The following is a 17,638-nucleotide window of genomic DNA, read 5'->3' as shown; positions in this document are numbered from 1 at the left end:
CCTTATACATCAACTCAATCAAAATCTGTTTGGTTTGGTGGCGGGACTAAATTTGATTCATTCAAAATTAAACTTCGTTGGCCAGGCGATGCATTGGCAGCGGAGAAACCTGAGCCACTACTAAAACCAACATAACTAAAAATACTGTTAGCCTGTCCTGTTTTATTGGCAATTGATCCGCTTTCGTTGTGTTTATCAAATTTTTGCAACTTATCAGTCACAATTTTAGCTCTTTCATTTATCAACACTGCCTGTCTCTCTCCATCTTCCGATTCAGCGGTATAAAATCCATAGTCTTTCCCTTCAACCTTTAGTGTTGGAACGATAAAAAATGAATTTTTTCTTGGATAGGTTACCGGTGTTCCATCTTCAAACTTTGTCCTGTCCGGATAATTGGCAAAATAAAATTGCAATCCTGAGATCTCAACACCAGCCGCTTCCGCTTCCTGTTCAATAAAAGCGATGTACTGTTTAATCGTTCGAAAATCATACCAACCGGAACGCGTGGGATTAAACTCCTCATCATTGCTGTTTTGCTCTTTCTCATATGCCCTGATTATGGGAACCCTGCGTTCAGAATAAGTATTATACATCTCCCGGGCAGTTTCTAAAGATATAATTTGTTCAGGAGCTTTTACCGGCTCAGGCTTTGGGGTTGTTTGCCTGCAGGCACTGAAAAAAAGTGTTATTAACAATAAAAACAACAATCCTGTTACTTTCATCTTGATAATTCTCATGATATTAAATTTAATGGTTTAAACAAAGTTACGGGCATTTCTATGTAATGCAATATATATTCTTTATCAAATAAAAACAAAAAAGCCGTAGCACTCTCACTACTTGCATATTACAAATACCATTTCTTACCACAATGGGTCAAAATCCTTTACAAAGGGGGATTTACCCTGTTCAACCTGAGGGTAAAAGCCCTTCCGGATCAAGAGCTTTTACCTCGAAACATACGGGGCACATATGGATGTATATCAGCGATTTAACTCTTGACTTACGCTTCCACCGGTATTAATTTTGTGCTATGCAACTATTGAAAAAACAATTTTCCCGGTGGGCGCAATCCGAAAAGCCAATTGTAAACAGAGTAGGAAATATTAAACATTAATAATCATGTCAGAATTAAACGAAAAACAACTGTTAATAGCCCGAAGAGAATTTAACTTCTTTATGACAGTAGGAGAAAAAGATTTCCCAAAATTGAAGCTGAACACGCCTCTGGATTTTTTTAAAACAAAAATGAATAAATTTTATGAGGAGTTAGGATGCGTTGGCTTTAATCCGGCTTTTAATGAATTAACTGCCGTAATAAAAATAAAAAAAGAAACGGGCTATTCAGGTAGTTTGTGCACCAAGGGCTCATTCGAATATGTGCGATTCTATTTGGATTATAACGATGGTTCAGGGTGGAACGACATGGGATTTACTGCTTTTAACGCCCACGACATTCCTACTCAAAAAGACTGCGATAGTAAACCCGAAAAACCAATTGATTATGTAGTTCGGTTAAAAATTAAGCCAAAACAGGATTTGTGTGTAAAAGCAAATCTGCCAAAGGTTAAAGCTGTGTTATCATGGAATTCTGTTCCTGCGCCGAATGACCCCAACTTAACTACAGGGAGCTACGTTTGGGGAGATGTAAAAGAAGAATATATTCAAATTAGCCCCATAAAATTCTTTATCCCTAATTTACCTTTACTTGAAGTTGGCAGCTTATTTGAAAAGGCATTACTGAATCCGGAAGTTTCGCTAAACGATATCGCTGCTACAATTCCCGAAGGCGATGTCTCTTTAAAAAAAGCAAAAAAGGAAATGCTATCCGGCAAGGTTGATTTTCAGGAATTAGCCAATACTTACAGAAAGAAAAAAATAGAACCGTACCGCTTTGGATATAAACTTTTAAAAGAAGCAGGAAGTTCACCCGATTACACTATTTTGAACAATGTATACAAGTTGTTTGAATCCAATAAATTATCGTTTGTTGAAAGTTTAGGAAAATTAAATAAATTAAAATGTAATACGACTTATGAAGAGTTGTTTTGTGTGGGAGCAGATTACAATCAGGAAGCTTTAATCGGAACTCTGAAAGTAAAGAAATCAGCCGGTTACAACGGAGATTTATGCAAAGACGGAAGCAGAGAGTATGTTTCTTTTTGGATACAGGAAGAGGATAATTGCAGCTGGGAACATGCAGGTACAACCTCTGTAAATGTTCACGACATAGCAAGTATTCCCAGGGGAGGATTGTCATATTCAGTTATCCTGCCTTACGATTTCTCAAAATTTAAACGTAAATGCAATAGGCCAAGGGTGTTGAAAGTCAGGGCAATCTTGTCATGGAATGTTCCGCCGTCCGGAATGGAATGTTCTCACTGGGGTAATATTGTTGAATCTTATATCCAAATAAAACCAGGAATGGTGTGGACCGCAAATTCACCTAAATTAATTACCGTAGGCGGAGTTTCTACAGATAACATTAACAATTTTACCGGACTTACTTTACCGGGAGCAAAAATAGAATTTAACCAAACAAACACCTTTAATGGAAGTCCATTTGGTGGAATTATCGTGGTACAAGGCGTATCAGCCCCATTTGCCGGAATGAAATACAAGGTTAAAATTACCAACCTCACTACGGGTGGAAGCTACTACCTGAACAATAAACTTGCTTTATTAGGCTACAACCCGGCCACAGGGATAGTCACACATCCGGTAGAAGTTCCGGTTAGCGACGAATATACGTATCAGCCATATTATAACAATATCGATAGTGTTTTAGCGAGGTTTTCACCCGGCACCAACGATAAACTGCTAGTTACCATAGAAAATCAAAACGGAACTTCTGATAGCCAGGTTATACAAATGGATAATACATTTCCGGCAGTTAGTTTAACGATCGATGATCAGGGAAACTGCTCTCATTATGCAAAAGGAGATACAATACACGGTGAGTTTACAGTTGATGACAATTATTTGGAGAGGTATTCGATAACAACAAACGCCGGAACATACACCAAGGTAGGAACCGGTTTGGGACAAAGTGGCACAACCACAGGTTCAGGTCAATTTAACATCGTAACATTTACAAATAGAAACTGTGGTTCCATATACTTAAAAGCTATCCAAAAAACCATATGGAATAGCGTAAAAACAGGGACCCACAGTGATACTCAAAGAATAATATGTCTTTCTGAATAAAACCATCCTTTAAATAATCCCCAAATCCATCCCTCAAACAAAGAGCGGGTTCTGTAATCAGACCTGCTTTTTTGTTTTTCTGTAAAATAATGTCATCCAAGCATTTCCGGAAAAATCCATACAAAAATTCTATTAATGCATTTCAACAGATTGTAAAACTTTCTTTACATAAACTCCGCAATGTTAATTAAGCCTGAGACAAAAATTAAATTTAGTCTTAAAATTGAAATTGACGAACGTTTTGGATTTGTAGTTTTATAAACATGAAACCATTACCTTTGTTGTCTTATAATATTCATTTCAAAAACAAAAAAAGGTATGAATATTAATTTGCCAATGAAAACATTACTCTTCCAAATTACAATCCTGTTTGTGCTTTTTGGAAACGTAAAAAAAATACAAGCCCAGGAAACAGATTCAATTATTCCTATTCAGGAGGATCCTGAAAAAATCCTTCGGAAAATTGATATTAGTGAAATTACTCAGCATGGTTTTAATTTCTGGCAAGATGATTTTATCGGTCATTGGGCAGGTGTTGATTTTGGTTTCAACTTTTTTCTGAATAAAGATTACTCGGGTTATGAAACCGAATTTATGAATAACGATGTATTCCGTTCAAATTCTACTTATATCAATTTTATTCAGCAAAGTATTGGCTTACAACACAACAGAAATACAATTGGATTGGTCACGGGTTTGGGGCTTCACTTACAGAGTTACCGCCTTGACCAAAATACAACAATAATAAGAGGCGACAATGATAAAATTGAATCGGAAACCCTTTATTTCGACCAAAACCAAAAATCAAAACTTTCAATTGTTTCTGTTCTTATGCCTTTGCTTGCCGAGTTCCAAATTCCGATTAATCATTACGAAAACAGGCTTTATTTATCGACAGGATTATACGCCAGTTACAGAATGAACAGTCATACCAAAATAAAATACCGGGTTGAAGGGAAAAAAGAAAAATTGAAAGTACCCGGACATTATCATTTGCAGAACTTTAAATACGGACTCATGGCTCGGGTCGGCTATCGGGGAATCAATCTTTTTGCCACCTATGAATTTCTTCCGCTTTTTAAAGAAAACAAAGGCCCTGAATTAACGCCTTTTACCTTTGGCTTTACCATAATAAGTTTTTAAATATTTAAAATATGAAACCATACATTTTAGAACAAACCAACTGGAAACAAATCAAAAATCAGAAATACGAGGTTGCCGTTTTGCCCTGGGGAGCAACCGAACCACATAATTACCATCTTCCGTATGGGACTGATTCGCTGGAAACAGCTAAGATTGCAGAAGAAGCGGCTGAAAAAGCATGGGAAAAAGGCGCAAAAGTAATGGTTTTGCCTACTATTCCTCTGGGTATTCAAAACATGGGGCAAATTGAATTACCGTTTTGCCTTCATACTACACTTTCTACTCAGCAAATGATTCTTCGCGATATTCTGAAAGCATTGTACAACCAGGGAATCAGAAAATTTGCGCTGATGAACGGCCATGGAGGAAACGACTTTAAGCAGTTAATCAGAGACCTGCAACCCGAGTTTCCGGAGATGTTTCTTTCAATTGTTGAATGGTTCAAATTATTTGACAATAAAGACTATTTTGATGAGGATGGTGACCATGCCAATGAAATGGAAACCTGTATCATTATGCATTACTTCCCTCAATTGGTAAGGCCTCTTGAAGAAGCGGGTGAAGGAGCTGCAAAATCTTTCAAACTAAAAAGCTTAAAAGAAAAAACAGCCTGGACACCCCGGCGCTGGGATAAGGTGTCGGAAGATACCGGAGTTGGTAATCCCAAAAAATCCACTCCCGAAAAGGGAGCCCGTTTTCTAAATGATGTAACAGACAGAATTGCAGCGTATTTTATCGAACTGGCCAACTGCGATGTCAACTCTTTGTACGATTAACGATTTGTTAACTTATAAATTGTCAAGGTTTTAAAAAGAAAATGTGAAGACTATTTGCAAAACTATTTTTATAATTACAAATCTTTACTTTTTTCAACGATAAGCGGAATAAAAAATTTGACCAACATTTTAGCTCAGATAATATCAGGGTTTTATATAATTTCGCCGTCCAATTTCAACCATTAAATTATGAAAGTTCTTTTAATCAGTAATTCAACAATGCCAGGAGAACCTTATCTGGATTATCCGAAATACGAAATTCAAAAATTCCTTGGGAAAAAACCTGTAACAGCGGTTTTTATTCCCTATGCTGCGGTAACTTTTTCTTTTGATACATACTGTGAAAAAGTAGAAGAACGCTTTGTGGAAATTGGCCACCACATAAGAGGAATTCATACTTTTGATAAGCCCGCGGAGGCAATTAAAAATGCAAAAGCGATTGTAGTGGGAGGAGGAAATACCTGGCAACTGGCCCGGATGCTGAACGATCAGAAATTAATGGAAGCCATAGCCCAAAAAGTTAAATCGGGAACGCCGTATATTGGATGGAGTGCTGGCTCAAACATTACTTGTCCTACGCTTCGCACAACCAACGATATGCCGATTACCGACCCAAAAGGTTTTGATTGTATGAATTTAATTCCTTTTCAAATTAACCCACACTATTTAGATGAAAACCCGGAGGGACATGGCGGAGAAACACGTGAACAAAGAATCTCGGAATTTATCGAAATAAATCCTTCTGTTTATGTCGCCGGACTGCGTGAAGGAACAATGTTTTTGCTTGAAAATAATCAACTCGGGTTAATCGGAGACAAAACGTGCCGCATATTCAAAAAAGGAGAGCAAGCAATCGAACTTTCAGAAGGAGATGATTTTAATTTTCTTCTCGAATAGTTTGAATTTCTGATCCGCTTTTTTCTCAAATCGCTTTTTTAATTCTTTGTTACAAATAAAGGACAGAAATAAGAATTCCATCGTAAATTCAGCAATTCCTTACCTTTGCAACGAAAATTGGAATGGAAAATGGAACTTTTGTCAAACAGTTATTTTGCTCTGTTTTTAATAGTCGCGCTTGGATTTATCCTGGGCAGAATTAAAATTTTTGGGCTTTCGCTTGATGTTTCTGCAGTCATATTTATCGCGCTTATTTTTGGCCATTACGGAATTGTTATCCCAAAAGATTTCCAAAACCTTGGATTGGTTCTTTTTATTTTTACCATTGGAATACAGGCCGGACCGGGATTCTTCGAATCATTTAAAAAGGAAGGTCGCCAACTGGCCTCATTTGCTACAGTGTTGATTGTAATAGCAGCGGCTTTTACTGTCTTGATTGTTTCTGTTTTCAAAATTGACAAAAATATTGCCATCGGGCTCCTAACAGGTGCTTTGACAAGTACTCCCGGATTGGCTGCGGCAATCGATTATACAAATTCGCCTCTTGCATCAATCGGCTATGGAGTCGGATATCCTTTTGGAGTAATCGGGGTAATTCTCTTTATTCGCTTTTTACCAAGAATTCTGAATATTTCACTTAAAAAATCGGAGGAAGAGTTTAATTCAAAAATAAAAGAGGAGTTCCCCGAAATAAATCGCCGGAATTTTTTTGTTGAAAACGAAAACATTGTTGGAAAAACGATTGGCGAACTTCGCATTCGTTTTATGACCAAAGCAGTTGTATCGCGTGTCGTACACAAAGGAATTGCGGTAACACCTACTCCTGAAACCATTCTGTACAAAGGAGATTTAATAAAAGCAGTTGGAACAGAAGAAGCGCTAAAAAATGTAGAATTACTTATTGGGCAGCCGACAGAAGAGGAGATTCCGCTTGATCCTAAATATGATGTGCGTGGGGTTTTAGTTACCAACAAAGAAGTTGTAAATAAAACCATCGGACAAATAAACCTGCTTTACACTTATAACGCAACAATTACCCGGATTCGTCGCTCAGGAATCAACATTTCACCTTCCCCCGGGTCTAAATTACAATTTGGCGATAAACTAATTATTGCCAGCAGTAAAGCAAATATGGAAATGGTTGCCAAGATTTTTGGTGACGATCAAAAAAGACTTTCCGATACAGATATTCTGCCTGTTGCACTTGGAATAATCCTGGGAGTTCTTGTTGGAAAAATCGGGTTAAATATGGGAAGTTTTTCTTTTAGTCTTGGACTTACAGGCGGTGTTCTGGTAATTGCACTTGCACTAAGCAGGATTGGAAAAACCGGTCCGGTAATATGGACAATGAGTGGCGCTGCAAATCAGTTGCTGCGCCAATTCGGGCTTATTCTATTTCTTGCCGCAGTAGGCTCAGATGCAGGGGCGGAAATAGTGAAAACCTTTAACGAATATGGCATTCAGCTTTTCTTATTTGGAGGAATAATAACACTTTTCCCAATGATAATTGCTGCACTTGTTGGAAAATGGTTTTTCAAAATGAATGTTTTAAGTCTTCTCGGTGCAATTAGTGGCAGCATGACAAGCACACCGGGTCTTGCCGCTGCCGATTCTATGACAGAGACCAACGCTCATTCTATTGCTTACGCAACTGTTTACCCAGTGGCAATGGTGCTTTTGATTGTTGTAGTTCAGCTTATTTCTCTTCTCCTTTGATACAAGAATTGTCAGTTATAATTTTCGGGATTTAATGCTGAAGATGACCAATTTTTAAAAAACCTTATTACGATCATATCCATCATCTTTTTCAAGAAAGGCAGAGTTTTGAGTATGAATCCGATTTCCTTCCCTGTCAAGAATGACAAATACCGGAAATCCAAAACGTTGCGGAAATTCGAGTTCGGCAAGTACTTCTTTGTTTTTATTCTTTGGGTCATAATTCACCCGGACAACTTCAAAATTTTCCTCAACAAAAGTCTTAATCTCTGAATCCGCATCAACAAAACGGTGAAACTTTACACACCACGAACACCAATTTACCAATTTCCTCCAACCTGAATAAAAACGTGTTTATTCTCCATTGATGCTTTTTTAACTGCATCAGCCAACTCCTCTTTAGCATCGGCTTTCGGATTATAAATTTTAATTTCCTGAGCGTATAGAAAATTTACAGTAAATAGTATTAAAATTCCTGCAAATAAATTTTTCATTGTTGTTTACTAATTTAATTCTCTTCTGCCCAGACTGACTCTATTTTATAGGCATCCAATTTAATAACTTCGAGTTCTCCTCCGTTGGTAAAAATAACGAAGTCATCAGCCTTTTCTGAAGGCGTAAAACAGTTTGAAACCACGGCTTGCCCGTCATTGGCATAGATTTCAACAGAAGCGCGATCAACCAGAATTTCCAATTTTATTTTATTATCAATAGCCTGCAGCGGAACAGTTGATCCCAATACCGAAAGCGTCCCACGTTTTACGTTGTATAAAACCTCGGTGCCGGCATCTTTTTTTCCATGGCGAAGCATAAAACCAAAATTATCCGAAGTTTTTATATCAAACTCTGCAATAATATGATAACAATCTCCACTTATTTTCTTTAAAATATTGTCGTTTATTCCGGGAATAATATTTTCATTTTTCCAACTGGTATGTTTTCCATGTAACATTTCAATTTCTTTAATCGGCTTCCGAATTAACTTATAACCAAAACTAAACTTTTCAATCGAGAGTTCACTGGGGAAAGTCATTTGCCCGTTAAACGGCATATCGGGAAATTTTCCCCCACGCATCCAGGCAATCTGTATTGTCCTGCCGTCATCTTCAGGTATATTACTCCATGTTTGAGTTGCATAATAATTTTTCCCAAAATCACTTTTCATCTTTCCGGTCTCAGGCGAAAAACTTTCACCATCAAAATCACCTATAATATAGCTTCCATCTCCGTCAAACAACACCCATTTCTTTTCTCCAGGGCGGTTGGTTACCGGCAGTTGAACCAGATCCGGACATTCAAAAAAACCGACAATATGACTTTTCCACTCCCAGTCAACCAAATTTTCAGACACATAAAAGGAAACCCCTCTTGTTATATCATCATTTTCTGTTTTCCGATACAGCGCCATTACCCATTTCTGAGTGGGTTCATGCCGGAAAACCTTTGGATCCCTTGCATCATCATTTTCATCAAACGGGATAATTGGATTTCCTTCGTACTTTTCCCATGTTCTTCCTTTATTCGTGCTATAAGCAATACGCTGCCCACAGTGTTGACTTGTATAAAAAGCAAGCAGTGTTTTTTCATCTCCCTCTTGTTTTCCCAATAAATTATGCTCATCAACTATTGCTGAGCCTGAAAAAGCAGTACAAAAAACACTGTCTTTTGAATTCTCATCGGGATAAAGTGCAATGGGAAGATGCTCCCAATGAACCAAATCATTACTTACAGTATGTCCCCAGTGCATATTTCCCCATTTGTTCCCATAAGGATTGTACTGATAAAACATATGATATTCTCCTTTATAATATACTAAACCATTGGGATCGTTATGCCAGTTTTTTTCCGGTGTGAAATGAAACTGAGGTCTGTATAATTCTGAATAATAACCTTTTTCAGGTGTTGACGAAGTAAAAATCAACAGGGCTGAAACTCCGGCAATAATTGTTGATAAAAATTTCATAAAAATCATTCTGCTTTTTTGGTTGCTTAAATTTTAGGCGCGTCTAAACTATAAAAATTACTTGGAATAATAAATATTATTAATATATTTACCACCGCAAACCCATAAAATAGAAACTGTCATGAGACGGACGCTTTCGGTCGTCCTCTACATTGTTACCTTTTGCAATAGTAGGGCGATTAAAAAATTGTCTTCTGCCGGAAGGTCAGTAGACAATAATTTGAAGATGTATAGTAAAACTATCTCAGCTTCATCAACCCCATTAAATCAGGGAATTTTCCCATTGCTGAAAAAATGCTTATCCTATTTTCAGCATTCACTACTCATTAAATCAGCGCTTTATTTTTCGAAACCCGTCTCAAGGTTTGTTATTTTTGAATATTACAAACCCATAAATAGAAACTGTCATGAGACGGACGCTTTTAATCGTCCTTACCATTGTTACCTTTTGCAATGTTAAGGCCCAAAAGCAACTGTTGACGCAAACCATTAAAGGCGAAAGCCAGATCAACATTGCTTTGGATGAAGTAAAAAATGAATTTAGCCCCCCACCTACCGATGAGAGACAATTGAAGTCTGGCAGCGATGCCGGAAACTTCTTAGTGACTTACGAAAACGTGCCTACTCAGGCTAAAGCTGCTTTTCAGTATGCAGTTTCAATCTGGGAAGGTTTTGTTTCTTCTCCTGTTCCTTTAAGAATCACGGTAAAATGGGAAGAACTGGGAACAAACATGCTGGCTCAAAGCCGACCTTCGCAATTTTACAAAAATTTTGACGGTGCTTTGTTTTCCAATGTTTACTACCCGGTGGCTCTGGCCGAAAAGCTTGCAGGAAAAGATATAAACGGAGAAAATGAAGCCGACATTGTTTGCAGTTTTAATTCAAATATCTCCTGGTATTATAAAACCGACGGAGATACTCCGTCAACAAAGTATGATTTTATTACTGCGGCTTTGCACGAAATCACTCATGGACTTGGATTCTCCGGATTTTTAAAAGCAGAGGATGGAAATGGCTATTTAAATAATACAAATAATCTGCCTAGCATCTATGATTATTATATATATAATTTTAATGATCAAAGAATAGCTGATAACGATAATTTTAAGAGTCCTTCAAGTTCATTGTTTCAACAACTAACTTCTGAAAAGCTAAAATTTAATAAGGAAACGGTAGCCGAAAAATCGGCAACACCGGCACCAAATTTATATGCGCCTGAAAACTGGATAGCTGGGTCAAGTTTATATCACCTCGATCATGAGGATTTAAACTCAAATGACGACAACAACCTGATGACAGCATATAAATACAAAGGACAGGCAATACACACACCAGGAGATTTGACAGTGCAGATGCTGGCTGAAATGGGATGGAAATCGGTTTCGTTTGATTTTGAAGCTATCAAGGACTTTGAAGAAACCTGCCTGGAACTCCCACTCCAAATAGGAATAAACAGTGAAATTCCGTTTGACCCAACAGTCGTAAAAATTATCTTTTCAAAAGATTATTTTACCACAAAAGACTCTGTTAGTTTATCTTTCGATGCTTCGTTACAAAAGTATACCGGCAACCTTCCTGTAAATAATTTTTTGGGTAACATTCAATACTATTTTGTTGCTCAATCCGCTAACAACATATTTAAATTACCGAGCACTGCACCGAACAAAAAATTAACTTTTAGAATTGGGCCGGATTATTCTGCTCCAATTGTTTTTCATAACCCTGTAAAACTCGTTTCAAGCTTATTGAATTCGGTTCAATTAACAGGCAAAGCAGAAGACAACCTGGGAATTAAATCTGTTAAAGTTGAATACAAAGTTGATGGAATTGACCAGGAACCGGTTTTACTAACAGTTGATGAAGAGAACTTCTCGGGCACCGTTGAACTTCCGGGAAATCTTCAACGTGACGACAAAGTTGAGTATCGTATAGTAGCGAGCGATAATTCAAAAAACAACAACAAAATAGTCGTTCCGTCAAACGGATATTATTCGGTCAATATTTTTGAACCTGGTGAGGCTGTTTCTTCGTACGAAACTGACTTTAATGATTTCTCAGAAGACTTTATCGGGACTGATTTTGATATTTCAACAGTTGAAGGATTCTCAAACGGTGTTTTACACAGTAATCATCCTTACCAACAATCAAATATCGAAAATGAAAAACTTGATCAGATTACTCAATTAAAATATCCGGTTATTATTAAAAATAATGGGCAGATGTCCTTCAAAGAAGTTGTTTTGGTTGAACCGGGCGAACCTGAAACCAAATATACAGAATTACTCTTCTGGGATTATGTAATAGTTGAGGCTAGTATTGATTATGGCAAAACCTGGATACCGCTGACTGAAGGATATGATTCAAACAGTGACGACCGCTGGTATTCAAGCTTTGTAAATTCATTAAAAAGTAACGCTTCAAGTACTTCATCAGGAGACGAAAGTTTATTCGCGACTCACATTATAAATCTAACTGAAAACACCGGCCTGCAGGCTGGCGATGAAGCACTCATCCGTTTCAGGTTGTCGTCTGACAAATCAGTAAATGGTTGGGGTTGGGCTATCGATGATTTAACAATTCAAAGTAACTCACTCGACACAGAAGAAATTGCTTCAAACGAAAATATTGAGGTTTATCCCAATCCGTTTGCCGACAATTTTTATGTTGACTGCTCCAGCATTGATGACATTTCAGCCTTAGATATTTCAGTAACGGACCTGACCGGGAAAACCGTATTTCGCGAAATCTGGAATGATCCACAATATTCTTCAAAAAAACAAGTAAATCTCAATAGTATAGAACCCGGCATCTACCTTGTAAATATGGTAACTGATGCGTCACAAGTAATTACAAAAAAAATTGTCAAATATTAAAATTTACCTATTATGAAAACATTACTTCTTATTGCGTTAATTGCAGCATTTATCGGACTAGTAACTTCTATGGTTGTTTTTTACAAACTCGTTTTTGTTAAAAAACCCAAGTCGTTGTAAAATTTTATGGGTTACATGAATTTTATTCATGTTTTTTTAAACAAAAGGTAGAAAAGTGCCGGGTGTTAGCATCCGGCCTTTTTTTCTTTATATTCTTCCCACTGAATGAACTAATTTAGCGATTATTCCTTCATATTTGTATCCGGTTTAAGACGGTTGCTAAAACGACAAATGAATGAAAAAGATTTTATTAATAGATTTAATCCTGCTTATTGGGGTAATCAATATCTCAGCTCAAAAAGATTGGAAAAAAAATAAGGTTAAAGTTTTACCTCCAGTATGTTATGCATCGGGAAAAATCGAAAAAGCTGCTATTCCTCCCTCAAATGAATTGTTAAACAACTTAAAATCGGGGGAGAAAAAATCTGAAATTATAGTTAACTACCGGCTTTTTCCGCAAAATGCAAAAGATGCCTTCGAATATGCAGTTAGTTTATGGGAAGGTATTATCGAATCGCCTGTCCCTATTTATATTCAGGCAACCTGGTCGTCACTGGGCAGCAATGTATTGGGCAGTTGTGGGCCATCGGAATATTATCAAAACTTTGAAAACACTCCTCATCAAGACCGGTTTTACCCGGTTGCTATCGCAGAAAAAATTACAAAAACTGAAATCACAGGCTCTGAAGATCCGGACATGATTGCCCAGTTTAATCAATCAATTGACTGGTATTTTGGCACAGACTTAAATACTCCCGATTCATTATACGACTTTGTTACTGTTGTAATGCACGAGCTGGCCCACGGGCTGGGATTTACAGGCTTCTTTTTTGTAAGTGGAAACGAAGGTGCATATGGATACAGCGATTTTGGAGATGCCGCAGCTTTTGACCTGCTGGTAATAAAAAATACAGGAGAACAGTTAACAGATACCTATTATTATCCCAATCAATCATCAAAATTAAAAGATGCACTTACTTCATCAAGTTTATATGCAAACAGCCCGGTAGCAATAGCTGACGGGAACGGACTTTATCCACGGCTTTATGCCCCTTCAGAATGGGACGAAGGCTCAAGTGTCTATCACTTAAATGACGCGCACTATCCGTCAAACAACCCCAATTCACTTATGACTCACGCCATTGGAAAGGCGGAGGCCATTCATGATCCCGGTCCATTAACCAAAGGAATAATGGCTGATATCGGCTGGAAACATATGTATCTTGATTTTGAACCTTTAAAAGACATTGAGGAAGCTAAGCCACTCATCTTTAATGTTACTATTGAAAGCGACTATGAAATAGATACGGCCTCGTTGATGGTTATATATTCTACAGATTCTTTTCAATCTCAAATTGACTCTGCTTCTTTAGTCCGGACAGAAACAACGGGGCTATTTTCAGCTGAAATAGTTCCCGAAAACCAAACTGATGTTATCCAATACTATATAAATGCCGGCGATATCAAAAACCGGACATTTCGCTTACCGACTGAAGCCCCCAAAGTATTTTACGAAATAAAAATTGGCCCTGACACAGAGAGCCCGGTAATAGAGCATGAACCGATTGCTTATTATTTGCCTGGCGATGAAAAATTAGAAATTACCGCTGAGGTAAATGACAATATTGGTATTGACACTGTTTATGTCGGTTATGACATTAACGGTATAAATCAGGAATCCTTTGGACTGGAACGGAAAAGTGAAACTACATTTTCCGGGTATTTCAACTTTGACAACAATCTTCTAAATGATGGAGATATTGTTCATTATCAAATTTTTGCGGAAGATAGTTCAGGTGCAAAAAATATTGCGGTTTTACCGGAAGACAGCGTCTTCTCCTTCCAAGTTGAAGAAATTTACGATCCTGTTGCCAACTATGTAAACAATTTTGATAACCCGACAACCGATTTTATTATTTCTGACTTTGAGATTTACACCGAAGATGGCTTTGAAAATGGAGCGCTCCATAGTCCGCACCCCTATCCGAGCCCGAATGACAACAACGAGGAATTAAACTTTTCGACTATTCTAAAACACCCAATTATTATTCGGGAAAATGGTTCGATGACATTTGACGAAATAGTTCTTGTGGAGCCCGGAGAAAACAATACAAATTTTGGCGATAGCGAATTTTGGGATTACGTGGTTGTTGAAGGAAGTAAAGATTTGGGGAAAACCTGGTTACCAGTAGCCGACGGTTATGATTCAGGAAAAAGTACCATTTGGCTAACAACCTACAATGAAGATGTAACAGATCAGATTTCGAATGCTGTTGGTGAACCCGATTTATATATCTCCAACGGAATAGACTTACTCGAAAACGGAAATTTCTCGGTGGGAGATACAATTTTAATACGGTTCCGTTTGTACTCCGATCCGTTTGCTCACGGCTGGGGTTGGGCAATTGATAACCTGAGAATTCAGCAACCCGTTTCTTCACCGGCGACTGAACTTTCACCCGGAAACGTTTCTATTTTCCCCAATCCAGCCGAAAACCAGGTGAATTTAACTTTTGAAATTTCAAACGATAAAATTAAAGATATACAAATTGTATTTTACAATACATTTGGACAAAACGTAAAGTCGATTCAATTTGAAAATGTTTACGGGACTACCACAAAAACAATCGATATAAGTGGATTCACCAAAGGTATGTATCTGGTAAATATTCTGGAGAACGGACAAAAAGTAACTTCGAGGAAACTGATAAAAAAATAAATTTAACGTTAAAACTCTATTTCAATTTCAGGTAAAGTTTATTCAAAAACAATTTATTGTTTCATTTTTAAAATATATACCTATCTTTGTTTCCACATTGTAAGAAAAATGAATATAACAATTAGCAATACCTATTTTTACTATTACTTTTATTTTGGTTCTAAAATCGGGATCAGGAAGTAAGGTATTGTTTAATGTGAAGATATGTTACAGAAAGGTCTCGAAAATTCGAGGCCTTTTCTTTTTTATAAAATATTAAAAAATGAAAATAACATTTATTGGGCTTGGTTTAATCGGTGGTTCTTTGGCCAAAGATCTAAGAAAAAAGAAATTTGCTACAGAACTGGTTGGTGTTGAAAACAACCGGAAGAATGCTAAAAAAGCAGTTGAAATTGGTCTGGTTGACCGCACTGAAACACTTGTAAAAGGAATTGAAGGTACCGACCTGGTAATAATTGCAATTCCTGTTGATAAGGAACTTGAAATACTACCTGAAGTTCTGGATAAAATCTCAGCCAACACAACAGTCATCGACATGGGATCGACAAAAAAAGTGATTGCCGACAAGGTTGCAGACCATCCCAACAGAAAAAATTTTGTTGCGGCTCACCCGATGTCCGGAACAGAGAATTCAGGACCTACTGCTGCCGTAGATAATCTTTTCCGCGGAAAAATTACTATCCTTTGCGACCAGGAAGATTCGGGCCCCCAGCACGTTGCACTTGCTGAGAAAATGTTTCAAACGCTTGGAATGGATGTTGCCTATATGTCATCCGACGAACAAGACCACAGCACTGCCTTTGTTTCACATCTTCCGCACGCCGCGGCTTATGCACTTGCAAATGCTGTTCAGGCAAAAGAAGACAGAAGTATAATTTTTGATTTGGCGAGTGGAGGTTTTCGCTCAACCGTTCGTTTAGCAAAAAGTTCGCACAGTATGTGGCATCCTATATTTCAACAAAACTGCAAGTATGTTGTTGAATCGCTGGATGTTTATATTAAACATTTACAGGAATTTCGCGATAGTATGAAGGACAACGATTTTGACAAATTAAAAGACCTGATAATAAGCGCGAACAAAATCAGAGGAATTCTTGATGGCGAAAATCCTCATTTTGTAAAAAATGAAGAAAAATTTACAAAACTTTATACAAAATAAAAAATGACTTTAAAGCTTGAAATTAATCCAATAAAAGAGTGGTTACCACACATTGATAATCCTCTTTTAGTTTCCGGACCTTGCAGTCTGGAAAGTGAAGAACAGGCGCTGGAAACAGCAAAATTACTGGCTCAGGATAAACGCGTATTTATTTACCGCGGAGGCGTTTGGAAACCAAGGACAAGGCCTGGCTCTTTTGAAGGGGTAGGTTCCATTGGATTAAAATGGTTACAGACAGTAAAAAAAGAAACCGGATTACCGGTGGGAACAGAAGTAGCGAATGCCCAGCATACAGAAGAGGCATTAAATGCAGGATTAGATGTGTTGTGGATTGGAGCACGTTCAACTGCCAGCCCGTTTGTGGTGCAGGAAATTGCCGACGTTGTTAAAGGAACAGATGCTGTGATTATGATCAAAAACCCGGTAAATCCGGATGTACAACTTTGGATGGGCGCTGTTGAACGGATAAATCAGGCAGGGATAAAGAATATCGTTGCTATTCACCGCGGTTTTACTCCTTTCAGAGAAACAAAATACCGCAACTACCCCAACTGGAAAACAGTTATCGAGCTCAAACGACTTCTTCCCAACCTGCCAATTATTTGCGACCCTAGCCATATTGCCGGGAAACGCGAATATTTATACGAAATTTCACAAAAAGCATTTGATATGGGAATGGAGGGACTAATGATCGAATCACACCGGGATCCTTCCTGTGCCATGAGCGACGCCGCCCAACAACTTACTCCGGCTGACCTAGGAAAACTGCTGGATAAACTGGTTATCCGTCACGAAAATGCAAATAATCCTAGTTTTGAAAGCCAGTTGGATGTACTGCGTAACCGTATTGATGCACTCGACTCTGAACTTCTTGAAATTCTTGCATCAAGAGTTACTATCGTAAAACAAATCGGGCAGTACAAAAGAGAGAACAACGTTACTGCACTGCAGATGAATCGCTGGACCCAGTTGATGAATAACAGGGTAAACCTGGGAAAGCGCCTGGATATTAACGAAACATTTGTAAAAATACTTTTTCAGCTCATCCACGAGGACTCCGTGAGAATGCAGACTGAAATTATGGATGAAGAATAAACGCTTTAAATATCACAGATAGCCCCGGGA

The 17,638-nt window shown here is 37.8% G+C and carries 13 protein-coding genes; 9 read left to right on the top strand and 4 right to left on the bottom strand.

All coding sequences use genetic code 11. The features are described 5' to 3' along the window. Window positions 1–14 precede the first annotated feature (14 nt). A complete protein-coding gene (locus GM418_RS12070) occupies window positions 15–737 on the bottom strand; it encodes a hypothetical protein (protein ID WP_158866427.1) in 723 nt (240 codons plus the stop codon). Window positions 738–1,122: 385 nt separating this feature from the next. On the opposite strand from GM418_RS12070, the gene GM418_RS12065 reads away from it, so the two are divergent. From GM418_RS12065 to GM418_RS12045, 5 genes are all read left to right on the top strand, one after another. Beyond that, the gene (locus GM418_RS12065) at window positions 1,123–3,207 is read left to right on the top strand and encodes a hypothetical protein (protein ID WP_158866424.1); all 2,085 of its coding nucleotides are present in this window, start codon (window positions 1,123–1,125) and stop codon (window positions 3,205–3,207) included. Window positions 3,208–3,525: 318 nt separating this feature from the next. Further along, the gene (locus tag GM418_RS12060) at window positions 3,526–4,350 is read left to right on the top strand and encodes an outer membrane beta-barrel protein (protein ID WP_158866421.1); all 825 of its coding nucleotides are present in this window, start codon (window positions 3,526–3,528) and stop codon (window positions 4,348–4,350) included. A gap of 11 nt (window positions 4,351–4,361) precedes the next feature. Next, complete coding sequence (locus GM418_RS12055) at window positions 4,362–5,126, top strand: creatininase family protein (protein WP_158866418.1); 765 nt, start codon at window positions 4,362–4,364, stop codon at window positions 5,124–5,126. 189 nt (window positions 5,127–5,315) lie between these two features. Next, window positions 5,316–6,023, top strand: a complete 708-nt coding sequence (pepE, locus tag GM418_RS12050) for a dipeptidase PepE (RefSeq protein WP_158866415.1) — start codon at window positions 5,316–5,318, stop codon at window positions 6,021–6,023. Window positions 6,024–6,152: 129 nt separating this feature from the next. Then, window positions 6,153–7,739, top strand: coding sequence for an aspartate:alanine exchanger family transporter (locus GM418_RS12045; RefSeq protein WP_158866413.1), 1,587 nt, complete (start codon window positions 6,153–6,155; stop codon window positions 7,737–7,739). 54 nt (window positions 7,740–7,793) lie between these two features. On the opposite strand, the gene GM418_RS31455 is transcribed toward GM418_RS12045, so the two are convergent. From GM418_RS31455 to GM418_RS12035, 3 genes are read right to left on the bottom strand one after another with little or no spacing between them, the layout of a single operon-like run. Further along, complete coding sequence (locus GM418_RS31455; RefSeq protein ID WP_217447780.1) at window positions 7,794–8,066, bottom strand: thioredoxin family protein; 273 nt, start codon at window positions 8,064–8,066, stop codon at window positions 7,794–7,796. Continuing rightward, a complete protein-coding gene (locus tag GM418_RS31450) occupies window positions 8,060–8,233 on the bottom strand; it encodes a hypothetical protein (RefSeq protein ID WP_217447779.1) in 174 nt (57 codons plus the stop codon). The genes GM418_RS31455 and GM418_RS31450 overlap by 7 nt, the downstream gene beginning before the upstream one ends. Before the next feature lie 14 nt (window positions 8,234–8,247). Beyond that, window positions 8,248–9,702 carry a glycoside hydrolase family 32 protein gene (locus tag GM418_RS12035; RefSeq protein WP_158866410.1) on the bottom strand — a complete coding sequence of 485 codons (1,455 nt, stop codon included), beginning with the start codon at window positions 9,700–9,702 and terminating at the stop codon, window positions 8,248–8,250. 407 nt (window positions 9,703–10,109) lie between these two features. On the opposite strand from GM418_RS12035, the gene GM418_RS12030 reads away from it, so the two are divergent. The 4 genes from GM418_RS12030 (at window position 10,110) to GM418_RS12015 (ending at window position 17,608) form a co-directional block, all read left to right on the top strand. After that, window positions 10,110–12,575, top strand: coding sequence for a T9SS type A sorting domain-containing protein (locus tag GM418_RS12030; protein WP_158866407.1), 2,466 nt, complete (start codon window positions 10,110–10,112; stop codon window positions 12,573–12,575). Window positions 12,576–12,870: 295 nt separating this feature from the next. Continuing rightward, window positions 12,871–15,354 (top strand): T9SS type A sorting domain-containing protein, encoded by a 2,484-nt coding sequence (locus GM418_RS12025; RefSeq protein WP_158866403.1) that lies wholly within the window; start codon window positions 12,871–12,873, stop codon window positions 15,352–15,354. 262 nt (window positions 15,355–15,616) lie between these two features. Next, window positions 15,617–16,513: a prephenate dehydrogenase gene (locus GM418_RS12020; RefSeq protein ID WP_158866400.1), complete on the top strand. Its 897-nt coding sequence runs from the start codon at window positions 15,617–15,619 to the stop codon at window positions 16,511–16,513. Window positions 16,514–16,516: 3 nt separating this feature from the next. After that, window positions 16,517–17,608, top strand: a complete 1,092-nt coding sequence (locus GM418_RS12015; protein WP_158866397.1) for a chorismate mutase — start codon at window positions 16,517–16,519, stop codon at window positions 17,606–17,608. The last annotated feature ends 30 nt before the right edge of the window (window positions 17,609–17,638 follow it).

The organism is Maribellus comscasis (genome assembly GCF_009762775.1).
Lineage (GTDB): Bacteria > Bacteroidota > Bacteroidia > Bacteroidales > Prolixibacteraceae > Draconibacterium > Draconibacterium comscasis.
This window is presented reverse-complemented; position numbering and strand designations above follow the sequence as displayed.